Below are 21,020 nucleotides of genomic sequence, written 5' to 3' on the forward strand. Positions count from 1 at the left end.
CACTTACATGGCGCAACCATCGGCAAGAGGCAAATCAGAAATGCCCGAAAGCGTTTTCCAGGACCTCGATCGCGCCCGATCCATCGACCAGGGCGACATCGAAGCGCAGATCGGTCATCAGCGACAGGCCGCGATGGGCCAGGTACTCCTCGGCCGCCGCGTAAATCCGGTGCATCTGCGCCGGGGACAGCCGTTCGGCGGCCCGGGCGAAGGACCGGCTTTTCTTCACCTCGACAAAGACGAATCCGTCGCCATCGGAAAAGATCAGATCCACCTCGCCGCTGCGCCCGCGCCAGCGCGAATGCGCCAGAGCATAGCCGCGCGACAGGTAATCATCGGCCACCCGATCTTCGGCCGCCCGGCCGGAAAGATACGCCACCTGCCCGCGCAGCGCCTTTTCCGCAACCGGCGAAAAATGGTCCGATCTGAATTGTGCCGTCATCTGAAACCCTTTCCGGTCAGCCGCGATCCAGCTTCAGGGCCATTTGATAGATCTTGCGCCGCGGCAATCCTGTTTCGGCCGCCAGCCGGTCCGACGCATCGCGCACGCTGAGGTCCTGCAGCAACGTTTGCAGCATTGCTTCTATGTCGGATTCGCCAATATTCGGTAAACGCCGACGGTCCACCAGCACCACGATTTCGCCTTTCAGGGTCCTCTCGCTGCAGGTTTCGGCCAATTCGCCCAGCGTGCCGCGCAGCACCTCCTCGAATTTCTTGGTCAGTTCGCGGCACACCGCCGCCTCGCGATCGGGGCCCAGAACCTCGGCCGCATCGGCCAGCATCGCGGCGATCCGTTTCGGCGATTCGTAGAAGGCCAGCGTGCCGGGCACCTCCTTGAGTTCCTCCAGCGCGCTGCGCCGCTGGCCCTTCGCATTGGGCAGGAACCCAGCGAAGAAGAACCGGTCGGTGGGCAGCCCGGCCAGGGTCAGCGCGGTGATCACCGCCGAGGCGCCCGGCGCGCTGGTCACCGGGTGGTCGGCCTCGCGCGCAGCGCGGGCCAGGTCGAACCCGGGATCGGCGACCATCGGCGTTCCGGCCTCCGAGGCATAGGCCATCGACTTGCCCTCCGCCAGCAGCGCCAGAAGCCGCGGACGCATCTGCGCGCCGTTATGGTCGTGATAGGACAGCACCGGCCGGTCGCCCAGAGGGATTCCGTGGATTTCCATCAGCTTGCGCAGGCTGCGGGTGTCCTCGGCCACCAGCACATCGGCCGAGGCCAGGATATCGAGCGCGCGCAGCGTGATATCGCGGGCGGTGCCGATCGGCGTCGCCAGCAGATAGAGCCCCGGCGCGAGTTTTTTCTGTTGCAGATTCACCACTGGACCCGGTCCTCGCTGTGTTTATTATTCCCCGCAAAGACCCAAGGCGGTGTTACCGCCGGTCACCAAGGAGTTATTTCATTTATGTTCGCCGTTTTCAAATCCGCCCGCAAGGCCATCGCCAAGCTTGCCGTTTTCGTGTCGGTCGCGGCGCTGGCCGCCTGTCAGCCAGTTCCGTTCGACGGCGGCCCCTCGATCAACACGTCGGGCCCGGTGCCGGTGGCCCTGCTGGTGCCCAGCGGCAGCCAGAACACCGGTGACGACCTGCTGGCGCAGAGCCTGGAAAACGCCGCGCGGCTGGCGATTTCGGACCTTGAGGGGATCAATATCGACCTGCGCGTCTATGCCACCGCGGGCGATCCGGCGCAGGCCCGGGACATGGCGGTCAAGGCGGTGAATGACGGCGCCAAGATCATCCTTGGCCCGGTCTACGGCGAATCCGCCAACGCGGCGGCGGTCGCGGTCGCCTCGCGCGGGGTCAACGTGCTGTCGTTCTCCAACAACACCACCATCGCGGGCGGCAACCTGTTCATCCTCGGCCCGACCTTCCAGAACACCGCCGATCGTCTGGTGTCCTTTGCCGCGATGCAGGGCAAGGGCCGCATCGTCGTCGCCCATGACAACGGCGTCGCCGGTCAGCTGGGCCGCCACGCGGTGGAAAACGCCGCGCTGAGCAGCGGCGCCACCCTGGTCAACGCGGTGCCCTATGAGCGATCGCAAAAGGGCGTGATCGACGCGATCCCGGCGATCCGCGACGCGGTGCGCGAGGGCGCGGATTCGGTATTCCTGACCGCGCTGACCGAAGGCGCGCTGCCGCTGCTGACCCAGCTTTTGGACGAATCCGGCGTCGATCCGGAAACCACGCAATATATCGGCCTGACCCGTTGGGACATCCCGCCGCAGACGCTGGAACTGCCGGGCGTCCAGGGCGGCTGGTTCGCGCTGCCCGATCCGACCATGACGCAGCGGTTCTCCAGCCGCTACACCGCCGCCTTCGGCGCGGCGCCGCATGCGATCGGCGGGCTGTCCTATGACGGGATCGCCGCCATCGGCGCGCTGGTCCAGGCCGGGCAAAGCGATGCGCTGACCGCCGGGGCCCTGACCCAAACAGCCGGGTTCCAGGGCGTCAGCGGCATCTTCCGCCTGCTGGCCGACGGCACCAATGAACGCGGCCTTGCCGTGGCCCAGATCCAGAACAAGCAGGTGGTGGTGATCGACCCGGCACCGCGCAGCTTTGCCGGAGCCGGTTTCTAAACGAACAGAAGAGCGTAAATGCCCAACTTTCCCACTGCGCCGGACAGCCTGATCTGTCCGGCCGATTCCATCTTCGATATCCAATCCGTCCGCCAGCGCATCGAGGCGGCCGCGGCCGCCGACGGCGATGAGGCCACGCTGCGCGCCGCCGTGGTGCCAGTGCTGATGGAGGCGCGCAAGGCCGGCATGGCAAAGATCGCCGAGGCCTTCGCCGCCGATCCCTTCGCCGCCCGCCCCACCACCCGCGCCTATACCTGGCTGACCGATTGCATCGTCATCACCGCGCTGGAGGTGGCGACCCGGTACATGCACCCGCATCCCGAAGGCGGCGAAGAAGACCGGCTGAGCCTGGTCGCGGTCGGCGGCTACGGGCGCGGCGAAATGGCGCCCTATTCGGATGTCGACCTTCTGTTCCTGACCCCCACCAAGATCACCTCCTGGGCCGAGAAGGTGATCGAAAGCATGCTCTATCTGCTGTGGGACCTGCGGCTGAAGGTCGGCCATGCCTCGCGCACGGTGCGCGACTGCCTGAAGCTGGGGCGCGAGGATTTCACCATCCGCACCGCGCTTTTGGAACACCGGTTCCTGGCGGGCGACGAAAAATTGGCCAAGGAACTGGCCGAGCGGCTGTCCTCGGACCTGTTCCGCAACACCGCGCCGGAATTCATCGAGGCCAAGCTGGCCGAACGCGATCAGCGCCATGAACGCCAGGGCGGCCAGCGCTATGTGGTCGAACCCAACGTGAAGGAAGGCAAGGGCGGGCTGCGCGACCTGCAATCGCTGTTCTGGATCGCGAAATACCTGCACGGCGTGCAGAAGGTCGAGGACCTGGTGAAGCTCGATGTCTTCACCCAGGAGGAATTCGAAACCTTCATGTCCGCCGAGGATTTCCTCTGGGCGGTACGCTGCCATCTGCACCTGCTGACCAACCGCGCCTCGGACCAGCTGACCTTCGACCTGCAGGTCGAAGTCGCCGATCGCATGGGATACGAGGACAAGGGCGGACGCCGCGCGGTCGAACATTTCATGCAGGATTATTTCCGCCACGCCACCGAAACCGGCGACCTGACCCGCATCTTCCTGACCAAGCTGGAATCGATGCATGTCAAAAGCGAACCGCTGCTGGAACGGATTTTCCGCCGCACGCCGCGGGTCAAGGCGGGCTACAGGGTGGTCCACGGCCGTCTGGCGGTCGAGGACGAAGAGGCGTTCCTGGCCGACAAGCTGAACCTTCTGCGGGTGTTCGAGGAAGGGTTGCGTACCGGCATGCTGATCCATCCCGACGCGATGCGGCTGGTCAAGGCCAACCTGGACCTGATCGATGACGACATGCGCAATGACAAGGAAGCGCGGCGCATCTTCCTCGACCTGATGCTGAAACACGGCAACCCGGAACGCGGGCTGCGGCGGATGAACGAACTGGGCGTCCTGGCCGCATTCATCCCCGAGTTCGAACCGATCGTGGCGATGATGCAGTTCAACATGTACCACTCCTACACGGTGGACGAACACACGATCCAATGCATCCGCACCCTGTCGGAAATCGAACATGGCGACCTGGTGGAATCGCTGCCGCTGGCCAGCCGCATCCTGAAGGAAGGGGTGAACCGCAAGGTTCTCTACGTCGCGCTGCTGCTGCACGATATCGGCAAGGGCCGGGACGAGGACCATTCGGTGCTGGGCGCCCGGATCTCGCGCAAGGTCGCGCCCCGGCTGGGGCTGAACAAGGCGGAATGCGAAACGGTGGAATGGCTGGTGCGCTATCACCTGCTGATGTCGGACACGGCGCAGAAACGCGACATTTCCGACCCCCGCACCCTGCGCGATTTCGCCAAGGCGGTGGAGACACGCAAGCGGCTCGACCTGCTGACGGTGCTGACCGTCTGCGACATTCGCGGCGTCGGCCCCAACACCTGGAACAACTGGAAGGCCGTGCTGCTGCGCCAGCTGCACCGCGACACCACGGTGGCGCTGGAACACGGGCTTGAGGAACTCAACCGCAAGACCCGCGGCACCGAGGCGCGCAAGCTGTTGCGCGAGGCGCTGGATGGCTGGGACCCGGCGGCGCTGCGGGCCGAAACCGGGCGCCATTACCCGCCCTACTGGCAGGGGCTGGATACCAACACCCACGTCGTCTTCGCCAACCTGCTGCGCGACATCCCCGATACGGAGGTCCGCATCGACCTGCACCCGGACGAAGACCGCGACGCCACCCGCGCCTGTTTCGCGCTGGTCGACCATCCGGGCATCTTTTCGCGCCTCGCCGGTGCGCTGGCGCTGGTCGGCGCCAACGTTGTCGACGCGCGCACCTATACGTCGAAGGACGGCTACGCCACCGCGGTGTTCTGGATTCAGGATGCCGACGGGCACCCGTATGAGGAATCGCGCCTGCCGCGCCTGACCCAGATGATCCACAAGACGCTGTTGGGCGAAATCAAGACATCCGAGGCGATGCTTGCCCGCGACAAGATCAAGAAACGCGAACGCGCCTTCAAGGTGCCGACCTCGATCACCTTCGACAACGAGGGATCGGATATCTACACCATCATCGAGGTCGATACCCGCGACCGGCCCGGCCTGCTGTTCGACCTGACAAGGACCCTGGCGGCCAACAACGTCTATATCGCCAGCGCAGTGATCGCGACCTATGGCGAACAGGTGGTGGACAGTTTCTACGTCAAGGACATGTTCGGGCTGAAATTCCATTCCGAACCGCGCTGCAAGACGCTTGAGAAGAAACTGCGCGCCGCCATCGAAAAAGGCGCCGAAAGGGCCATATCGTGAAGCCGATCCGGCTCGTCGCCGGTTTCCTGACCGTGGGCATGTGGACCATGGCCAGCCGGGTTCTGGGGTTTGTCCGCGACGCGATGATCCTGAATTACCTCGGCACCGGCCCGGCTTACGAAGCCTATGTCGTGGCCTTCCGCCTGCCCAACATGTTCCGCCGCTTCTTTGCCGAAGGGGCGTTCAACATGGCCTTCATCCCGCAATATTCCAAGCGGCTTGCGGGCGAAGGCGAACAGGATGCCGATGTCTTCGCCAGCCAGGCCTTTGCCGGGCTGGCCTCAATCCTGATCCTGCTGACGCTGCTGGCACAGCTGACCATGCCCTGGCTGATCTTCGCGCTGGCCTCGGGCTTTGCCGGGCAGGACCAGTTCGGCCTGGCGGTGGCGTTCGGGCGAATCGCCTTCCCCTACATCCTGTTCATATCGCTGGCCGCGCTGCTGTCGGGGGTGCTGAACGCCCATGGCCGGTTTGCCGCCGCTGCCGCAGCACCCGTGCTGCTGAACATGCTGATGATCGGCGCGATGACGCTGGCGGTCGTGGCCGGGTGGGATATTTCCTGGGCGCTGGCCTGGACCATCCCGGTGGCCGGGGTGGCGCAGATGGTGCTGGTCTGGATCGCTGCCAAGCGGGCCGGGTTCATCCTGATCCCGATGCGGCCGCGCTGGTCGCCCGACATGCGCCGGCTGGTGCGGGTCGCGGTACCCGCCGCACTGGCGGGCGGCGTGGTGCAGGTCAACCTGCTGGTCGGTCAGCAGGTGGCAAGCTACTTCGACCGCGCGGTGGGCTGGCTCTATACCGCCGACCGGCTGTACCAGCTGCCGCTGGGCGTCGTGGGCATCGCCATCGGCATCGTGCTGCTGCCCGACCTGTCGCGGCGGCTGAAGGAAAACGACGAAGCCGGATCGCGCGACGCGCTGAGCCGCGCCGCCGAGATTTCGCTGGCTCTGACCATCCCCGCCGCCGTGGCGCTGATCGTGATCCCGCTGCCGCTGGTGTCGGTGCTGTTCGAACGCGGCAAGGCCACCGCCAATGACAGCGCCGCCATCGCCCAGGCGGTGGCGATCTACGGGCTGGGCCTGCCCGCCTTCGTGATGCAGAAATTCCTGCAGCCGCTCTATTTCGCGCGCGAAGACACCCGCACCCCGTTCTATTTCGCCGTGGTCGCCATGGTGATCAACGCGGGCGTGGCGGTCGGACTAGCCTTCGCCATCGGCTGGCTGGCCTCGGCCATCGCCACCACGGTGGCGGGCTGGGCGATGGTGGTGCTGCTGTCGATCGGCGCGCGCCGCTTTGGCGACGTGGCGCGGTTCGACACGCGGTTCCATGCCCGCATCCTGCGCATCATCACCGCCTCGCTGGCGATGGGTGCGGTGCTGTGGGCGGGGATGACGGTGCTCGATCCCTATCTCGGCATGGGCGGCGTCCGCTACGCCGCGCTGGCCGCCCTGGTCGCCCTCGGCATGGTCAGCTATTTCGCCATCGGCCACCTGATCGGCGCCTTCCGGCTGGGCGAATTCAAACGCGCCATGCGCCGGGGCGGCAGTGCGTGATCCTCAGCGGTGGCGCATCCGGTCACGCATGCGCCGCCAGCCACCCGGGCTGACAAAGACCGACATCGCAAAGCCCGTCACGAAGCCGCCGATATCGGCGATCCAGTCCGGCTGGCTGCCGAACAACAGCCCGAAGACCAACTGGATTCCCATCAGGAAGCCGATCAGCGAAAACGCCCGCGCCTGCTGTTCCCCCAGCTGCCCCAGCCGCAGCCACAACAGATAGGTGAAGGCCCCGATCAACCCGTAAGCGCCCGGAAACGCCCCGATCAGCGGCACCCGCGAGTCCACCAGCAGACCATAGGCCAGCGCCCCGATCACCGCCGACAGCACGAACACCGCCAGAACGGCAAACTGGCTGAACACCTCGCCCACCATCTTGCCAAGCGCCAGCACCATCACCCCGGCAAACACCGCCTGCATGAAACTGACATGGATGAAGGCATAGGACAGGAAGCGGATCACATGTTCGGCCGGCCAGCGCCCGTTCGAGCGCATCCAGTCGAAGATCTCGGCGGAAAACGCATAGCGCTGCACCGCTTCCAGCCGCCAGCCCACCGCATCGGCGCCGCCCAGGATGCCGCGCGCGCCCAGGCTGAACACCGCCTCGATCCCGACGATCATCAGGAACAGCGCCACCACAACGGGCGGCAGGGGGTTCACGGGGCTGATATTGTTGCTGCTCATCGGGCCTCTCCTTGACGGGGCATTTGGGCATGGGTAAGCCAGCCGCACTGATAAATCCAGACGGAGATCTCGCCATGTCGGATGCGGTCCAAACGCAATCCAACCCGAACGCCGGTTTCACCCCGCGCGTCTTCTCGGGCATCCAGCCCACAGGCAACCTGCACCTGGGCAACTATCTCGGCGCGCTCAAGCGCTTCGCCGACGCCCAGAACAAGGGAATCGAGTCGATCTATTGCATGGTCGACCTGCACGCCATCACCGTCTGGCAAGACCCCGCCGACCTGGCCCGCGCCACCCGCGAACTCTGCGCGGGCTTCATCGCCGCCGGCGTCGACCCGGAAAAATCGATCCTGTTCAACCAAAGCCAGGTGCCCGAACACACCCAGATGGCCTGGATCTTCAACTGCGTCGCCCGGATGGGCTGGATGCAGCGGATGACCCAGTTCAAGGACAAGGCGGGCAAGAACGCGCAGAACGCGTCGCTGGGCCTGTTCGCCTACCCGGCGCTGATGGCGGCCGACATCCTGGTCTATCACGCCACCCATGTGCCGGTGGGCGAGGATCAGAAACAGCACCTCGAACTGACCCGCGACATCGCGATCAAGTTCAACCATGATTACGGCGTCGATTTCTTCCCCATCACCGAACCGGTGATCGAGGGCGCGGCGACCCGCGTGATGTCGTTCCGCGACGGCACCAAGAAGATGTCGAAATCCGATCCGTCGGACATGAGCCGGATCAACCTGACCGACGATGCCGACGCCATCGCCAAGAAGATCCGCAAGGCCAAGACCGACCCCGAACCGCTGCCCGACAGCATCGAAGGGCTGGAAGACCGCCCCGAGGCGCGCAACCTGGTCAATATCTACGCCGCACTGGCCGATCTGACCCCGGAACAGGTGATCGCCGAACATGCCGGTCAGCAATTCGGCACGTTCAAGCCGTCGCTCGCCGATCTGGCGGTGGCCAAGCTGGCGCCGATCTCGACGGAAATGTCGCGGCTGATGCAGGACCAGGGCGAGATCGACAACATCCTGCGCCGCGGTTCCGACCGCGCCCGCAACATCGCCACGCCGATCCTGCAGAAAACCTACGACATCGCAGGCATGATCCGCTCGTGATCCTTCCCACCCCCGGGGCTTCTTCTGTTCGAAAATATCCTCGGGGGTGAATGCGTTGAAAATCCGCAGGGTTTTCAACGCAGAGGGGGCAGACAGCCCCCTTCCCCCACGGCCGGAAAAGGCTCAGATCAGCCGCACCCGGGTGCCGACCTTCACCATGCCGTACAGCTCGGCGATCATTTCGTTGTAAAGCCCGATACAGCCATCCGAGGACTTGCGCCCGATCTTGCGCGTGTCATGGGTGCCGTGGATGCGGTAATACTGCCAGCTGAGATACAGCGCATGGGTGCCCAGCGGGTTCTTCGGCCCGGCCGGGATCATCTTGGGCAGCGACGGGTCGCGTTCGCGCATCGACGGCGTCGGCGTCCAGGTCGGCCCGGCCACCTTGCGCACCACCTCGGTATAGCCCAGCCGGGTCAGGTCTTCGCTCAGCGGGACCGAGCTGGGATAGATCCGGTAGATCGATTCATCGGCGTTCCAGAAATGCACCGCCCGCGAATCCGTGTCGGCAACGATCACGCCGACGCCCAGATCGTCGAAATGATCGCGCCAGTCGACGCGCTTGAAGCTCGATACGTTGTGGCGCACCATTTCGACGGCCGGGTCGGCCGTTTCTATCGCTTCGGTGGCCCAGACCGGGCTGGCAAGACCGGCCAGTCCCGTCGCCAGAACCGACCGCCGTGTGATCGTCGTTTTCATGACTGTCCCCTGCTCGCTCGTTTCGGCGTCAGATAGGCTTAAAATTCACACATTCGCAAATCACAATGCGGTGTGACTGCGCGATCACCCTGCTGCCGTTTGTCGCGCGGTTGCGGTCCCGTCGTTCTACGGTATGGACCTTCCCGGACCTGCCCCCTAGGCTGCGCCACGAAGGAGAATACCATGGCACTGAGCAACTCGATCCGCACCTATTTCAAAGGCACCTGGCACCAGGGCGACTACCCGGTGATGAACGCCGCCGACCATGGCGCATGGCTGGGCAGCACCGTGTTCGACGGGGCGCGTTTCGTCGACGGGCTGACCCCCGATCTCGACGCCCATTGCGCCCGGGTGAACCGTTCCGCCGCGGCGCTGATGATCGAACCGACCGTCAGCACCGAGGACATGGTCGAGATGGTGCATGAAGGCCTGCGCGGCTTCGACAAGGGCGATGCCGTCTATATCCGCCCGATGTATTGGGCGATCCACGGCGACAGCACCGGCATCATGCCGGAAGCCGGAGAAACCGGGTTCGCCATTTCGCTCGAAGCGGTACCGATGGCGCCCGCCGACGCCGCCACCACGCTGACCCGCACCCGGTTCCGCCGTCCGGTGCTGGAAAACGCGGTCTGCAACGCCAAGGCCGGTTGCCTCTATCCCAACAACGCCCGGATGATCGCCGAGGCGAAATCGAAGGGCTTCGGCAACGCGCTGGTCGCCGACGCGATGGGCAATGTCGCCGAAAGCGCCACCGCCAACGTGTTCATGGTACGCGACGGCGAAGTGTTCACCCCGATCGCCAACGGCACCTTCCTGTCCGGCATCACCCGCGCGCGCCATATCAAGAACCTGCGCGCGGACGGGTATACCGTGCATGAAACCGTGCTGACCTTCGAGGATTTCGAAGCCGCGGACGAAGTGTTCCTGTCGGGCAACATGAACAAGGTGACCCCGGTTTCGGCCTTCGACGACAAACGCTACGACCTCGGCCCGGTGGCCAAGCGCGCGCGCGAACTCTACTGGGACTGGGCGCATTCGGCCGCCTGAGACCCGCGAACAACGCTCAAGCCGGGCCTTAGCCCGGCTTGAGCGGACGGCGCGCTAGAGCTCGTCCAGCAGCCCCCGCGCCGCCGCCTCGATCAGGTCCAGCACCCCGTCGAAATCGCGGGTGTAATAGGGATCGGGCACGTCGCTGACCCCCGCATCGGCATATTCCGCGAACAAGCGCACCGGCGTGTCGCTGCCCGCCGGGCGCAGCCGTTCGATATCGGCCAGGTTATCGCGGTCCATCGCCAGGATCAGGTCGAACCGGCCGAAATCAGCCGCCGAGAATTGCCGCGCCCGCAGGTCCGACAGGTCCACCTGCCGCGCGCTGGCGGCCTCCTGCATCGGGCCATAGGGCGGTTCACCCCGGTGCCAATCCGATGTCCCGGCGCTGTCGAGCGCCAGATCGGGCGCCAGCGCCCGCATCACCCCCTCGGCGGCGGGCGAGCGGCAGATGTTTCCAAGGCAGACGAACAAGATACGGCTGGTCATGGCATGCTCCTTCACGGCACAGTGTCTAGGGCAAGGAGGCGTGATGAAAAAGATCGTTATTCTCACCGGGGCGGGCATTTCCGCCGAAAGCGGGCTGGGCACCTTCCGCGACGAAGGCGGGCTGTGGGCGCAGCACCGGATCGAGGACGTGGCGACGCCCGAAGGCTTCGCGCGCGACCCGGGGCTGGTGCATGCCTTTTACAACGCGCGCCGGGCGCAGGCCGCCCGCGCGCACCCCAATGCCGCGCATGAGGCGCTGGCGCGGCTGGAAGCGGAGCACCCCGCCGAGGTGGTGATCGTGACGCAGAATGTCGACGGGCTGCACGAAGCGGCCGGGTCGAAGGCCGTGATCCACATGCACGGGCAATTGTCCGGCGCGCTGTGCGCCGCCTGCGAACACCGCTGGGACGCGCCCGAGGCGATGCAGCCCGGCGATCCCTGCCCGTCCTGCGGCACCCCGGCCACCCGGCCCGATATCGTCTGGTTCGGCGAAATGCCCTATCACATGAGCGCCATCTGGAACCACCTGCGCGAAGCCGATCTGTTCGCCGCCATCGGCACCTCGGGCGAAGTGTACCCAGCCGCCGCCTTCGTGCAGGACGCCGACCGCCACGGCGCCCATACGGTGGAACTGAACCTTGCCCCCTCCTCGGTAATCTCCGATTTCTCGGAATTCCATTTCGGCAAGGCGACCGAGGTGGTGCCGCAATGGGTCGAAAACCTGCTGCTGGGCTGAAACGAAAACAGCCGGGCCAAGGCCCGGCTGCTGGATTTTGCGAAACCGGTCCGCAGACCGGCAAGGCTCAGTTCGACGGCTGGCCCATTTTCATCTTGCTGTGATCCATGTTCATCATGCCATGAGCCGGCTTGCGCTCCAGGTCGACCGGCACTTCGACGGTGACGTCGCCGGCCTTCTCAAAAGTCAGGGTCACGTTGACCATTTCACCCTGCACCAGAGCGTGGTTCAGGCCCAGGAACATCACGTGCTTGCCGCCGCGCTGCATGGCGATCATGCCGTCCTTGGGCAGGTCGAAACCTTCCTCGACATGCACCATCTTCATCACGCCGTTGGCGTCTTCCATATGGGTGTGCAGTTCGACACGCTGGGCCACGTCCGAGCTGGCCGAGACCAGGTGGTCGTCCTGGCCGGTGTGGTTGTGGATCATCATGAAGGCGGCGCCCGAGTTCGACATCATCGAGGATGCGCGGGCATAGGGGTCTTCGACCATGATGCCTTCGGCGAAGGCGGGAAGGGCGAAAGCGGCGGCCGCGACGGCGGCGAATACGGTGGTTTTGAACGACATTTGTCGGTCCTCTTTTCTGACTGTGTGATTTGGATTGGTTTTTGGAGTGTCAGAAAAGAATCGGCGGTCCGCGGGCAATCCCCGGAACGGTGCCGCCAGCGGCGCCCGCGCGCCCGGTATCGATTCGCAAGGTGACCACCCGCCCCGAGGGACGCATGAAAAGGACCGGCGGTTCCTCGTGAAACGCGAAGATCGACAGGGCGAAATCGGGGCAGATATGCGGCGGGCCGACGGGCTGACCGTCCTTGTCCACCAGCACCGAAATGGGACCGGTGCCGGTACACAGAACGATTTCACCTTCGGCATTGGGCATGCCGCGCGCAACGGCCATCGACTGCCCCGTCAGGGTCAGCATCAGCGCCAGGACAATGGCGAGATATGAACGCAGCGCGAATTTCATGCGAAACCGTGTATAAATCCGCAGCGCTCAAAGGGGAAGCGACAAAAGGAAACAGCCCCGCCGGACACCGGCAGGGCTGCACAAATTCCTGAAATCAGGGGAAGATCAGGCCGAAGCTTGCGCCTTGGCGATGTCTTTCTTGATCTTCAGAGCGTTGGCCGACAGTTCGACGTCCTTGGCTTTCGCCAGGAACGCGTCCAGCCCGCCACGGTGATCCACCGAACGCAGAGCGGCGGCCGAGATCCGCAGCTTGAAGCCACGGCCCAGGGTTTCCGACTGCAGGGTGACGTCGTTCAGGTTGGGCAGGAAGCGACGCTTGGTTCTGTTTTTGGCGTGGCTGACATTGTTGCCAGACATCGGGCCTTTTCCGGTCAGTTCGCAGACACGCGACATGGGTTTATCCTCGTCTCATCAGCGGGGCGCATCTGACCCCTACAACATAAACGGACGCCACGCATGGCGGCGTCCTGAATTCCGTTCGGGGTCATTAGGCGGAATCGGCAGGCACGTCAAGGCCCAAGGCCGGTTCTTTGCCCGTCTCTTCGTCATCGCCCAGGAAACCACCCGACTGGCGGTCCCACAACCCGGCATAGACGCCGCCCCGCGCCAGCAGGTCGGCATGGCTGCCATCCTCGATCACCCGGCCCTTGTCCATTACCACGATCCGGTCCATCTGCGCGATGGTCGACAGCCGGTGCGCGATGGCGATCACCGTCTTGCCCTGCATCAGCCCGAACAATGTCTGCTGGATCGCCGCCTCGACCTCGCTGTCGAGCGCGCTGGTGGCTTCGTCCAGCACCAGGATCGGCGCGTCCTTCAGGATCACCCGGGCGATGGTGATGCGCTGGCGCTGGCCGCCAGACAGCTTCACCCCGCGTTCGCCGACATGAGCGTTATAGCCGGTGCGCCCCTTGGGATCGGCCAGCGTCTGGATGAACTCATGCGCCTCGGCCTGCTTGGCGGCCTCGATCATCTGGTCCTCGGTCGCATCCGAGCGGCCATAGAGGATATTGCCCCGAATCGACCGGTGCAGCAGAGAATTGTCCTGGCTGACCATGCCGATTTCCCGGCGTAGCGACACCTGGGTGACGTCACGGATATCCTGCCCGTCGATCAGGACCCGGCCGCTTTCGGGATCGTGAAACCGCAACAGCAGGTTGACCAGGCTCGACTTGCCCGCGCCGGACCGGCCCACCAGCCCCACCTTCTGCCCCGGCTCGACGGTCAGGCTGATATGATCCAGCCCGCCCTTGCCCTTGCCGTAATGGTGGCTGATGTCCTTGAACTCGATCCGTGCATCGGTGACCTGCAGCTTCGGCGCACCCGGCGCGTCGGTCACCTCATGCGGCACCGATACCGATTGCAGCCCTTCGCGGATGACGCCGGCATGTTCGAACAGCCGCACCGTCACCCACATGATCCAGCCCGACATGCCGTTGAGCCGGATCGTCAGGGCCGAGGCCGCCGCCACTTCGCCCACCGTCACCGTGCCGCGCGACCACAGCCAGATCGCCGGGGTCATCATGCCCAGGATCAGCACCCCGTTGACCACGTTGAGCCCGAAGCTCAGTTCCGTCATCAGCCGCAGGAAACGCTGGAAGCGCAGCCGCAGCCGCTTCATCGCCGACAGGACATAGCTTTCCTCGGTGCCCGCATCGGCGAACAGCTTCACCGTTTCGATATTGGTATAGGCATCGACCACCCGCGCGGTGACCATCGACCGCGCCCCGGACCATTTTTCAGACGCCACCGCAACACGCACCGCTATATAGCGGACATAAAGCACGTACAGCGCCACCCAAGCCAACAGCGGCAGCGCCAGCAGGGGATCGACGCTCGACAGGATCAGCGCGGCGCTGATCACATAGGTCAGCGCGTACCAGATGCCTTCGAACACCATATAGGTGGCGTCTTCCACCGCCGCGCCCAGCTGCATCACCCGGTTGGTCAGCCGCCCGGCGAAATCGTTCTGGAAAAACGACGCCGACTGGCCCAGCAGATGCTTGTGCGCCCGCCAGCGCACCTGTTCTTGCATATTGCCCGCCAGCATCTGTTCCAAAAACAGGTGCTGCAGCATGATGAACAGCGGCCGCAGCGTGACGATGAAGATCCCCGCCAGCAGCAATTCGCGGCCGTGATTGGCGAACAGCGTGTCAGACGTGTTCGCCGACAGCAGGTCGATGATCCGGCCGGAATAGAAGATCAGCCCGGTTTCGATCAGCGCCACGACGATGCCGGACAGCGCCATCACCGCCATCCATTTGCGGAACGGCCCGTATTGGGTTTTCAGGTAGGCCCAAAGCGTTTTCGGCGGCGTCGTTTCGTCAAACGGCGCAAAGGGGTCGATGAGGTTTTCGAAGAATCGGAACATGACGGTCACCAAAGGTGCAAATTTCTGGAAAATTCTGGGCTGAGACGCGGGTCGGTTTATCGGCAACCGGCCACACGGGATCGGTTACCTTACGAAAAGGTGAGTGAAATCCCGTGATACATCTTAAGCCCTCCGTCAGTGGATGAAGCCGTGTTAACGCAGAAGATCGCGTTTGTCACGCAGGAGTTCCATGAAGTTCTCGTAACAATTGTGCCGCCGCCTTGGTCGGGGTCGCCCGCCCCTCGGCGACATCCGCGCCGATCCGCGCCAGCGCGTCGCGCGCGGTGCCGGTCTGCAATTGCGCCAGCAGCGCCTGCTTGACCTCTTCCTCGAACCAGAACTGCGCCTGCGCCGCACGGCGGCTGTCGAAATGCCCGTTCTCGCGGCGCCAGTCGTTCAGAGCCATCATTTCGCCCCAGGCCTTTTCCAGCCCGTCCTGCTGCAACGCCGACACCGTCATCGCCTTGGGGAAATCCTGCGGATCATAGGCCCGCTTGCGTAGTAGCCGGAGCGCACCGGCGTAATCGGCGCAGGTGCGGATCGCCACTGGCTTCAGATCGCCATCGGCCTTGTTGACCAGGATGATGTCGGCGATTTCCATGATGCCGCGCTTGACGCCTTGCAATTCGTCGCCTCCCGCCGGCGCCAGCAGCAGCACGAACAGGTCCGACATTTCCGCCACCACGGTTTCGGATTGCCCCACCCCCACGGTTTCGATCAGGATCACGTCGAACCCGGCCGCTTCGCACAAAGCCACCGCTTCGCGCGACCGTCGCGCCACGCCGCCCAGATGCGACCCGCTGGGCGAGGGCCGGATGAAGGCGTTGGGATCGCGGCTCAGCAGTTCCATCCGCGTCTTGTCGCCCAGGATCGACCCGCCGGATCGCGCCGAGCTGGGATCGACCGCCAGCACCGCCACCTTCAGCCCCTTGGCCGTCAGCATCTTGCCGAAGCTTTCGATGAAGGTCGATTTGCCCACGCCGGGCGTGCCCGACAACCCGATGCGGATCGCCTTGGCATCGGTTTTGCGGCTCAGCGTCTCGATCAGCTCGGCGGCCTGTTCGCGGTGATCGGCGCGGCTGCTTTCCACTAGGGTGATGGCGCGGGCCAGGGCGCGGCGGTCGCCGGTCACGATCTTGTCACTGAGCTTTGCGATATCCATGAAGACCCCCATTGATCCGGGGCATTCTTGCCCTGCCTAAGCCCCCCTTGTCCAGACGCAGCCTGCGAACGAACCGGGATGCCGGTCCCGCCCGCTCCGTTTCCCCGCAGGCCCGGCTAGGCCATCGCGGAAAGCATCGCTGCGCGCGCCACTCCCTTTACCCCGCTTGCCGCTTGGCGGATAAGCGGGACATGACCACCCTGCCGATCCATTCCGCCCTGCCCGACCTGCTGAGCGCGCTGCGTACACATTCGCGCGCGGTGCTGCAGGCGCCGCCCGGCGCGGGGAAAACCACGGTGGTGCCGCTTGCGATGCTTGACGCCGGGCTGACGCAGGGCCGCATATTGATGCTGGAACCGCGCCGCTTGGCCGCCCGCGCCGCCGCCGAACGGATGGCGCAGACGCTGGACGAAGCGGCAGGGCAGACCGTCGGCTACCGCGTGCGGGGCGAGGCGAAGGTCTCCAAATCCACCAAGATCGAGGTCGTCACCGAAGGCATCCTGACCCGGATGATCCAGTCCGACCCGGAACTGTCCGGCATCGGCGCGGTGATCTTCGACGAATTCCACGAACGCTCGCTGAACGCGGACCTGGGCCTCGCGCTGTGCCTGGAAATCGCCGAGGCGCTGCGCGACGACCTGATCCTTGTGGCGATGTCGGCGACGCTCGACGCCGAACCGGTGGCACGGCTCATGGGCAACGTGCCCGTCATCACCTCCGAAGGCCGCGCCTATCCGGTCGACATCCGCTGGCTCGACCGCCCGCTGCCGCCGAAAACCCGGCTGGAACCGGCCCTCGCCAGCCTTGTGGAACAGGCTGTCTCGGAAACGGACGGCGGCGTCTTGGTCTTCCTGCCCGGCGAAGGTGAAATCCGCCGCACCGAGGCGCTGCTGAAGGACCGCCTGCCGCCCGATTGCACCGTGCATCCGCTGTTCGGCGCGATGGAGTTTGCCAAACAGCGCGCCGCCATCGAACCGGCCAAGACCGGGCGCAAGGTGGTGCTGGCCACCTCGATCGCCGAAACCTCGCTGACCATTCAGGACGTGCGCGTGGTGGTCGATGCCGGCCGCGCACGCCGTGCGCGCTTCGATCCAGGATCGGGCATGGCGCGGCTGGTGACGGAAAAGGTGACGAAGGCCGAAGCCACCCAACGGACCGGCCGCGCCGGCCGGGTGGCCGAGGGGCGCTGTTACCGGCTCTGGACCAAGGGCGAAGAAGGCGGATTGCAACCCTTCGCCCCGGCCGAGATCGAGACCGCCGACCTGTCGGGCCTGGCGCTGGAACTGGCGTTGTGGGGGGCGCAGCCGAATGACCTGGCGCTGCTGACCCCGCCCAATCCCGGCGCCTATGCCGAGGCGCAGGCGTTGCTGCGGATGCTGGGCGCGCTCGACAAGGGCAACCTGATCACCGATCACGGCCGCGCTTTGGCCGCACTACCGCTGCATCCCCGGCTGGCGCATATGCTGGCCGTCGCCGGGCCTGATGCGGCGCTGTTGGCGGCGCTGCTGGCCGACCGCGATCCGCTGGCGCGGTCGGCCCCGGTGGACCTGTCGCTGCGCCTATCGGCCCTGCGCGACCTGCGCGGCTATGCCGACCGCCATCCGCACCAAGCCAATCGCGGCGCGGTGGAGCGGATCAAGGCCGAGGCCAAGCGGCTGGCGCGGCAGGCGAAGCCCGCCCGCACGGGCGGGATGAGCGACGCCGAAATGGCAGCACTTGCCTATCCCGACCGGGTCGGGCTGCGCCGCAAGGGCGATGCCGCGCGTTATGTGCTGTCGGGCGGCAAGGGGGCGGTGATGGACGATCACGATCCCATGGCCGCGACCCGGCTGATCGTGGTGACCGACACCGACGGCAACCCGCGTGAAGCCAAGGTCAGGCAAGCGATCCAGATCAACGAGGCGGAACTGCGCGGCCTGTTCGCCGATCAGATCGGATGGGTCGATAATTGCGACTGGTCGAAACGCGACCGAAGGGTGATCGCGCGCCGGCAGGAACGCTTCGGCGCACTGGTGCTGGACGACCGGATCTGGAAGGACGCGCCGCCCGAGGCCATCGCGCGCGCCATGCTGGACGGGGTGCGCGACCTGGGGCTGGTGCCCTCGCCCGCCGCGAAACGCTTCATCGCCCGCGTCATGCTGGTGCGCGACGACCAGAACGGCCTGCCCGACATGTCCGACGCCGCGCTGATGGAAAGCTTGGAGGACTGGCTGCTGCCGCATCTGGGCGGGGTGAAGACCGCCGAGGACTGGAAGAAGTTCGATATCCTCAATCCCCTGCGGGCGATGCTGGACTGGGACCAGATGCAGGCGCTCGACCGGGCGGCACCGGCGCATTTCACCACCCCCTTGGGGCGGCAGATCCCGATCGATTATTCCGGCGAGACCCCGGAAATCAGCCTGCGCCTGCAGGAAATGTTCGGCCAGACGACCCACCCGAGGGTCGGGCGCACGCCGCTGCGCGTGACCCTGCTGTCGCCCGCCGGGCGGCCGGTGCAGACCACCACGGATATTCCCGGCTTCTGGGCCTCGTCCTACGCCGATGTGCGCAAGGACATGCGCGGGCGCTACCCCAAACACCCCTGGCCCGAGGACCCGACCCAGGCCGACCCGACCCTGCGCGCCAAACCGCGCCGCTGAGCGCACGGCGGCGCGCTGCATTCTTTTTGCGATTGCGTCAAAAAACCGTTATACAAGGCCGCTAGAACAGGCATCACGGATCGGCGCGATCCATTTGAGCAGTATTTTTTAGATGAGTAAACGCATCAACAAGGTCTGGCCCAGCTTGGCCAGCCGCCTGGCCCTGCGCCCGCCTGCCGAGCAGGTGGCGGCCCTTTGCGTGCGCGACATCGATGGCGAGAAGCAGGTGCTGCTGGTCACCTCTCGCGGGACCGGCCGCTGGATCATCCCCAAGGGCTGGCCGATGCGCAAGAAAACCAATGCCGAGGCCGCGCTGCAGGAAGCCTGGGAAGAGGCCGGGGTCAAAGCCGGCAAAGTGTCGAAAGACCCGATCGGGACCTATCACTACGACAAGCTACACGATGACGGCCATATCACCCAGGTCGAGGCCGAGGTGTATCTGGTCGAGGTCGGCAAGCTTGCCGATGACTTCCCCGAAGCCCATGAGCGGACCCGCGAATGGGTCACCCCGGCCGAGGCCGCCAGGCGGGTCTGGGAACGGGATCTGAAAAGGCTGCTGCAGTCTTTGTAACGGTTTTGCGTCGGTTTTGTGACAATTTTCCTTGATTGACGGCCGTCCCGCGACTAGGGCCTCCCCCGACAGTCGCTGGAGAAGACGATGACCGACCCGAATACTGGCAAACAATGGAAAACGCTCGACAAGGATCTGGGGCGGATTTCGCAACTGGAATACGCGGCGCAATACGTGTCGCGCCCGCTGGTCGCGCCGGGGATCGCGCTGGCCTTCATCGTCCTGGCGGGGTTGCTCGCGGCGATGTTCTTCGGCGCGGGCGCGGGCACCCTGACGGTGGTGGCCGCCGCGATCTTCGGCGCCTACATGGCGCTGAATATCGGCGCCAATGACGTCGCCAACAACATGGGCCCGGCGGTCGGCGCAAACGCCCTGACCATGGGCGGCGCGATCGTCATCGCGGCGCTGTGCGAAAGCGCCGGTGCGCTGCTGGCGGGGGGCGACGTGGTGTCGACCATCGCCAAGGGCATCATCGATCCCGCCGGCATGTCAGAACCCCACATCTTCGTGCTGGCGATGATGGCCGCCTTGGTGTCCTCGGCGCTGTGGGTCAACCTGGCGACCTGGGTCGGCGCCCCGGTTTCGACCACCCATTCGGTGGTCGGCGGCGTCATGGGCGCAGGGATCGCGGCGGCGGGGCTGAGTTCGGTCAACTGGATGACCATGGGCAAGATCGCCGCCAGCTGGGTGATTTCGCCGGTCCTGGGCGGCCTGATCGCGGCGCTGTTCCTGGCCTTCATCAAATCCCGCATCATCTATCAGGACGACAAGATCGCCGCCGCCCGCCGCTGGGTCCCGGTGCTGATCGGCATCATGGCGGCGGCCTTTGCCGCCTACCTGGCGCTGAAGGGTCTGAAACACGTCATCAAGATCGACCTGACCACCTCGGTCCTCATCGGTCTGGTGGTTGGCGTGGTGCTGTACCTGGTGTCGAAACCGCTGATCCGCCGCCAGTCGGAAGGGCTGGAAAACCGCAACAAGTCGCTGAAGGTGCTGTTCGGCCTGCCGCTGGTTCTGTCGGCGGCGCTGCTGTCCTTCGCCCATGGCGCCAATGACGTCGCCAACGCGGTCGGCCCGCTGGCCGCGATCGTCCATGTCACCCAGGTCGGCGATATCGCCTCCAAGGTCGCCATTCCCACTTGGGTCATGATCATCGGCGCCTTCGGGATTTCCTTCGGCCTGTTCCTGTTCGGCCCCAAGCTGATCCGCATGGTCGGCAGCCAGATCACCAAGCTGAACCCGATGCGCGCCTATTGCGTGTCGCTGGCCGCCGCGATCACCGTGATCGTGGCCAGCTGGCTGGGCCTGCCGGTCAGTTCCACCCATATCGCCGTCGGCGGCGTGTTCGGCGTCGGCTTCTTCCGCGAATGGCACACCGAGCGGCGCTACCGGGAAAACAACGCCAAGGCGCGCTCGGGCAAGATTCTGGCGCCCGAGGAACGCCGCCGCCGCAAGCTGGTGCGCAGATCGCATTTCATGACCATCGTCGCCGCCTGGGTCATCACCGTGCCCGCCGCCGCGCTGATGTCGGGGCTGATCTATTTCCTGCTGCAATCGGTCACCAGCTGACCCGGGCAGGACATCGCAAGACAAAGAAAAACCCCGCAGGAAACTGCGGGG

19 protein-coding genes are annotated in these 21,020 nt (G+C 65.2%); 9 read left to right on the plus strand and 10 right to left on the minus strand.

All coding sequences use genetic code 11. From position 1 onward, the window contains the following. Nucleotides 1-34: 34 nt before the first annotated feature. Nucleotides 35-442, minus strand: a complete 408-nt coding sequence (locus GR167_RS15065; RefSeq protein WP_160974548.1) for a YraN family protein — start codon at nt 440-442, stop codon at nt 35-37. Nucleotides 443-458: 16 nt separating this feature from the next. After that, entirely contained in the window at nt 459-1,316 is an 858-nt protein-coding gene (gene rsmI, locus GR167_RS15070) for a 16S rRNA (cytidine(1402)-2'-O)-methyltransferase (RefSeq protein ID WP_160974727.1), read from the minus strand. A gap of 87 nt (nt 1,317-1,403) precedes the next feature. Here rsmI and GR167_RS15075 point away from each other — a divergent pair, with 87 nt between their 5' ends. The 3 genes from GR167_RS15075 to murJ are packed head-to-tail and all read left to right on the plus strand — an operon-like array spanning nt 1,404 to nt 6,910. Next, nucleotides 1,404-2,573: a penicillin-binding protein activator gene (locus tag GR167_RS15075; RefSeq protein WP_160974549.1), complete on the plus strand. Its 1,170-nt coding sequence runs from the start codon at nt 1,404-1,406 to the stop codon at nt 2,571-2,573. An 18-nt stretch (nt 2,574-2,591) separates the two neighbouring features. Next, nucleotides 2,592-5,357, plus strand: coding sequence for a [protein-PII] uridylyltransferase (locus GR167_RS15080; RefSeq protein WP_160974550.1), 2,766 nt, complete (start codon nt 2,592-2,594; stop codon nt 5,355-5,357). Beyond that, nucleotides 5,354-6,910: a murein biosynthesis integral membrane protein MurJ gene (gene murJ / locus GR167_RS15085; protein WP_160974551.1), complete on the plus strand. Its 1,557-nt coding sequence runs from the start codon at nt 5,354-5,356 to the stop codon at nt 6,908-6,910. Before GR167_RS15080 ends, murJ begins: the two co-directional genes overlap by 4 nt. 3 nt (nt 6,911-6,913) lie before the next feature. Here murJ and GR167_RS15090 read toward each other — a convergent pair whose 3' ends face one another. Further along, nucleotides 6,914-7,597: a rhomboid family intramembrane serine protease gene (locus tag GR167_RS15090; protein ID WP_160974552.1), complete on the minus strand. Its 684-nt coding sequence runs from the start codon at nt 7,595-7,597 to the stop codon at nt 6,914-6,916. Between the two features lie 74 nt (nt 7,598-7,671). Between GR167_RS15090 and trpS the strand changes: the two genes are divergently transcribed. Beyond that, nucleotides 7,672-8,718 carry a tryptophan--tRNA ligase gene (trpS, locus tag GR167_RS15095; protein ID WP_160974553.1) on the plus strand — a complete coding sequence of 349 codons (1,047 nt, stop codon included), beginning with the start codon at nt 7,672-7,674 and terminating at the stop codon, nt 8,716-8,718. A gap of 123 nt (nt 8,719-8,841) precedes the next feature. Here trpS and GR167_RS15100 read toward each other — a convergent pair whose 3' ends face one another. Continuing rightward, nucleotides 8,842-9,417 (minus strand): L,D-transpeptidase, encoded by a 576-nt coding sequence (locus GR167_RS15100; protein ID WP_160974554.1) that lies wholly within the window; start codon nt 9,415-9,417, stop codon nt 8,842-8,844. Between the two features lie 183 nt (nt 9,418-9,600). Here GR167_RS15100 and GR167_RS15105 point away from each other — a divergent pair, with 183 nt between their 5' ends. Continuing rightward, the gene (locus GR167_RS15105; protein ID WP_160974555.1) at nt 9,601-10,464 is read left to right on the plus strand and encodes a branched-chain amino acid aminotransferase; all 864 of its coding nucleotides are present in this window, start codon (nt 9,601-9,603) and stop codon (nt 10,462-10,464) included. A 54-nt stretch (nt 10,465-10,518) separates the two neighbouring features. On the opposite strand, the gene GR167_RS15110 is transcribed toward GR167_RS15105, so the two are convergent. Then, nucleotides 10,519-10,953: a low molecular weight protein-tyrosine-phosphatase gene (locus GR167_RS15110; RefSeq protein ID WP_160974556.1), complete on the minus strand. Its 435-nt coding sequence runs from the start codon at nt 10,951-10,953 to the stop codon at nt 10,519-10,521. Between the two features lie 43 nt (nt 10,954-10,996). Between GR167_RS15110 and GR167_RS15115 the strand changes: the two genes are divergently transcribed. After that, entirely contained in the window at nt 10,997-11,689 is a 693-nt protein-coding gene (locus GR167_RS15115) for an NAD-dependent deacylase (RefSeq protein WP_160974557.1), read from the plus strand. A 67-nt stretch (nt 11,690-11,756) separates the two neighbouring features. Here GR167_RS15115 and GR167_RS15120 read toward each other — a convergent pair whose 3' ends face one another. The 5 genes from GR167_RS15120 to meaB form a co-directional block, all read right to left on the minus strand. Further along, on the minus strand, nt 11,757-12,257 hold the full coding sequence (locus GR167_RS15120) for a copper chaperone PCu(A)C (protein WP_160974558.1): 501 nt from the start codon (nt 12,255-12,257) through the stop codon (nt 11,757-11,759). 49 nt (nt 12,258-12,306) lie between these two features. Beyond that, nucleotides 12,307-12,657, minus strand: coding sequence for a hypothetical protein (locus GR167_RS15125; RefSeq protein WP_160974559.1), 351 nt, complete (start codon nt 12,655-12,657; stop codon nt 12,307-12,309). A 105-nt stretch (nt 12,658-12,762) separates the two neighbouring features. Then, nucleotides 12,763-13,050 carry a 50S ribosomal protein L28 gene (gene rpmB, locus GR167_RS15130; protein WP_160974560.1) on the minus strand — a complete coding sequence of 96 codons (288 nt, stop codon included), beginning with the start codon at nt 13,048-13,050 and terminating at the stop codon, nt 12,763-12,765. A 94-nt stretch (nt 13,051-13,144) separates the two neighbouring features. Continuing rightward, nucleotides 13,145-15,028 carry an ABC transporter ATP-binding protein gene (locus GR167_RS15135; RefSeq protein WP_160974561.1) on the minus strand — a complete coding sequence of 628 codons (1,884 nt, stop codon included), beginning with the start codon at nt 15,026-15,028 and terminating at the stop codon, nt 13,145-13,147. 175 nt (nt 15,029-15,203) lie between these two features. Next, a complete protein-coding gene (gene meaB, locus GR167_RS15140; RefSeq protein WP_160974562.1) occupies nt 15,204-16,190 on the minus strand; it encodes a methylmalonyl Co-A mutase-associated GTPase MeaB in 987 nt (328 codons plus the stop codon). Between the two features lie 191 nt (nt 16,191-16,381). On the opposite strand from meaB, the gene hrpB reads away from it, so the two are divergent. The 3 genes from hrpB to GR167_RS15155 all read left to right on the plus strand — a co-directional run bounded on the left by hrpB (nt 16,382) and on the right by GR167_RS15155 (nt 20,969). After that, nucleotides 16,382-18,829, plus strand: a complete 2,448-nt coding sequence (gene hrpB, locus GR167_RS15145; protein WP_160974563.1) for an ATP-dependent helicase HrpB — start codon at nt 16,382-16,384, stop codon at nt 18,827-18,829. 112 nt (nt 18,830-18,941) lie between these two features. Further along, on the plus strand, nt 18,942-19,400 hold the full coding sequence (locus tag GR167_RS15150) for an NUDIX hydrolase (RefSeq protein ID WP_160974564.1): 459 nt from the start codon (nt 18,942-18,944) through the stop codon (nt 19,398-19,400). Between the two features lie 87 nt (nt 19,401-19,487). Next, a complete protein-coding gene (locus GR167_RS15155) occupies nt 19,488-20,969 on the plus strand; it encodes an inorganic phosphate transporter (RefSeq protein ID WP_160974565.1) in 1,482 nt (493 codons plus the stop codon). The last annotated feature ends 51 nt before the right edge of the window (nt 20,970-21,020 follow it).

The sequence above is a fragment of the Thalassovita mangrovi genome, assembly GCF_009857745.1.
GTDB classification, from domain to species: Bacteria; Pseudomonadota; Alphaproteobacteria; order Rhodobacterales; family Rhodobacteraceae; genus Thalassobius; species Thalassobius mangrovi.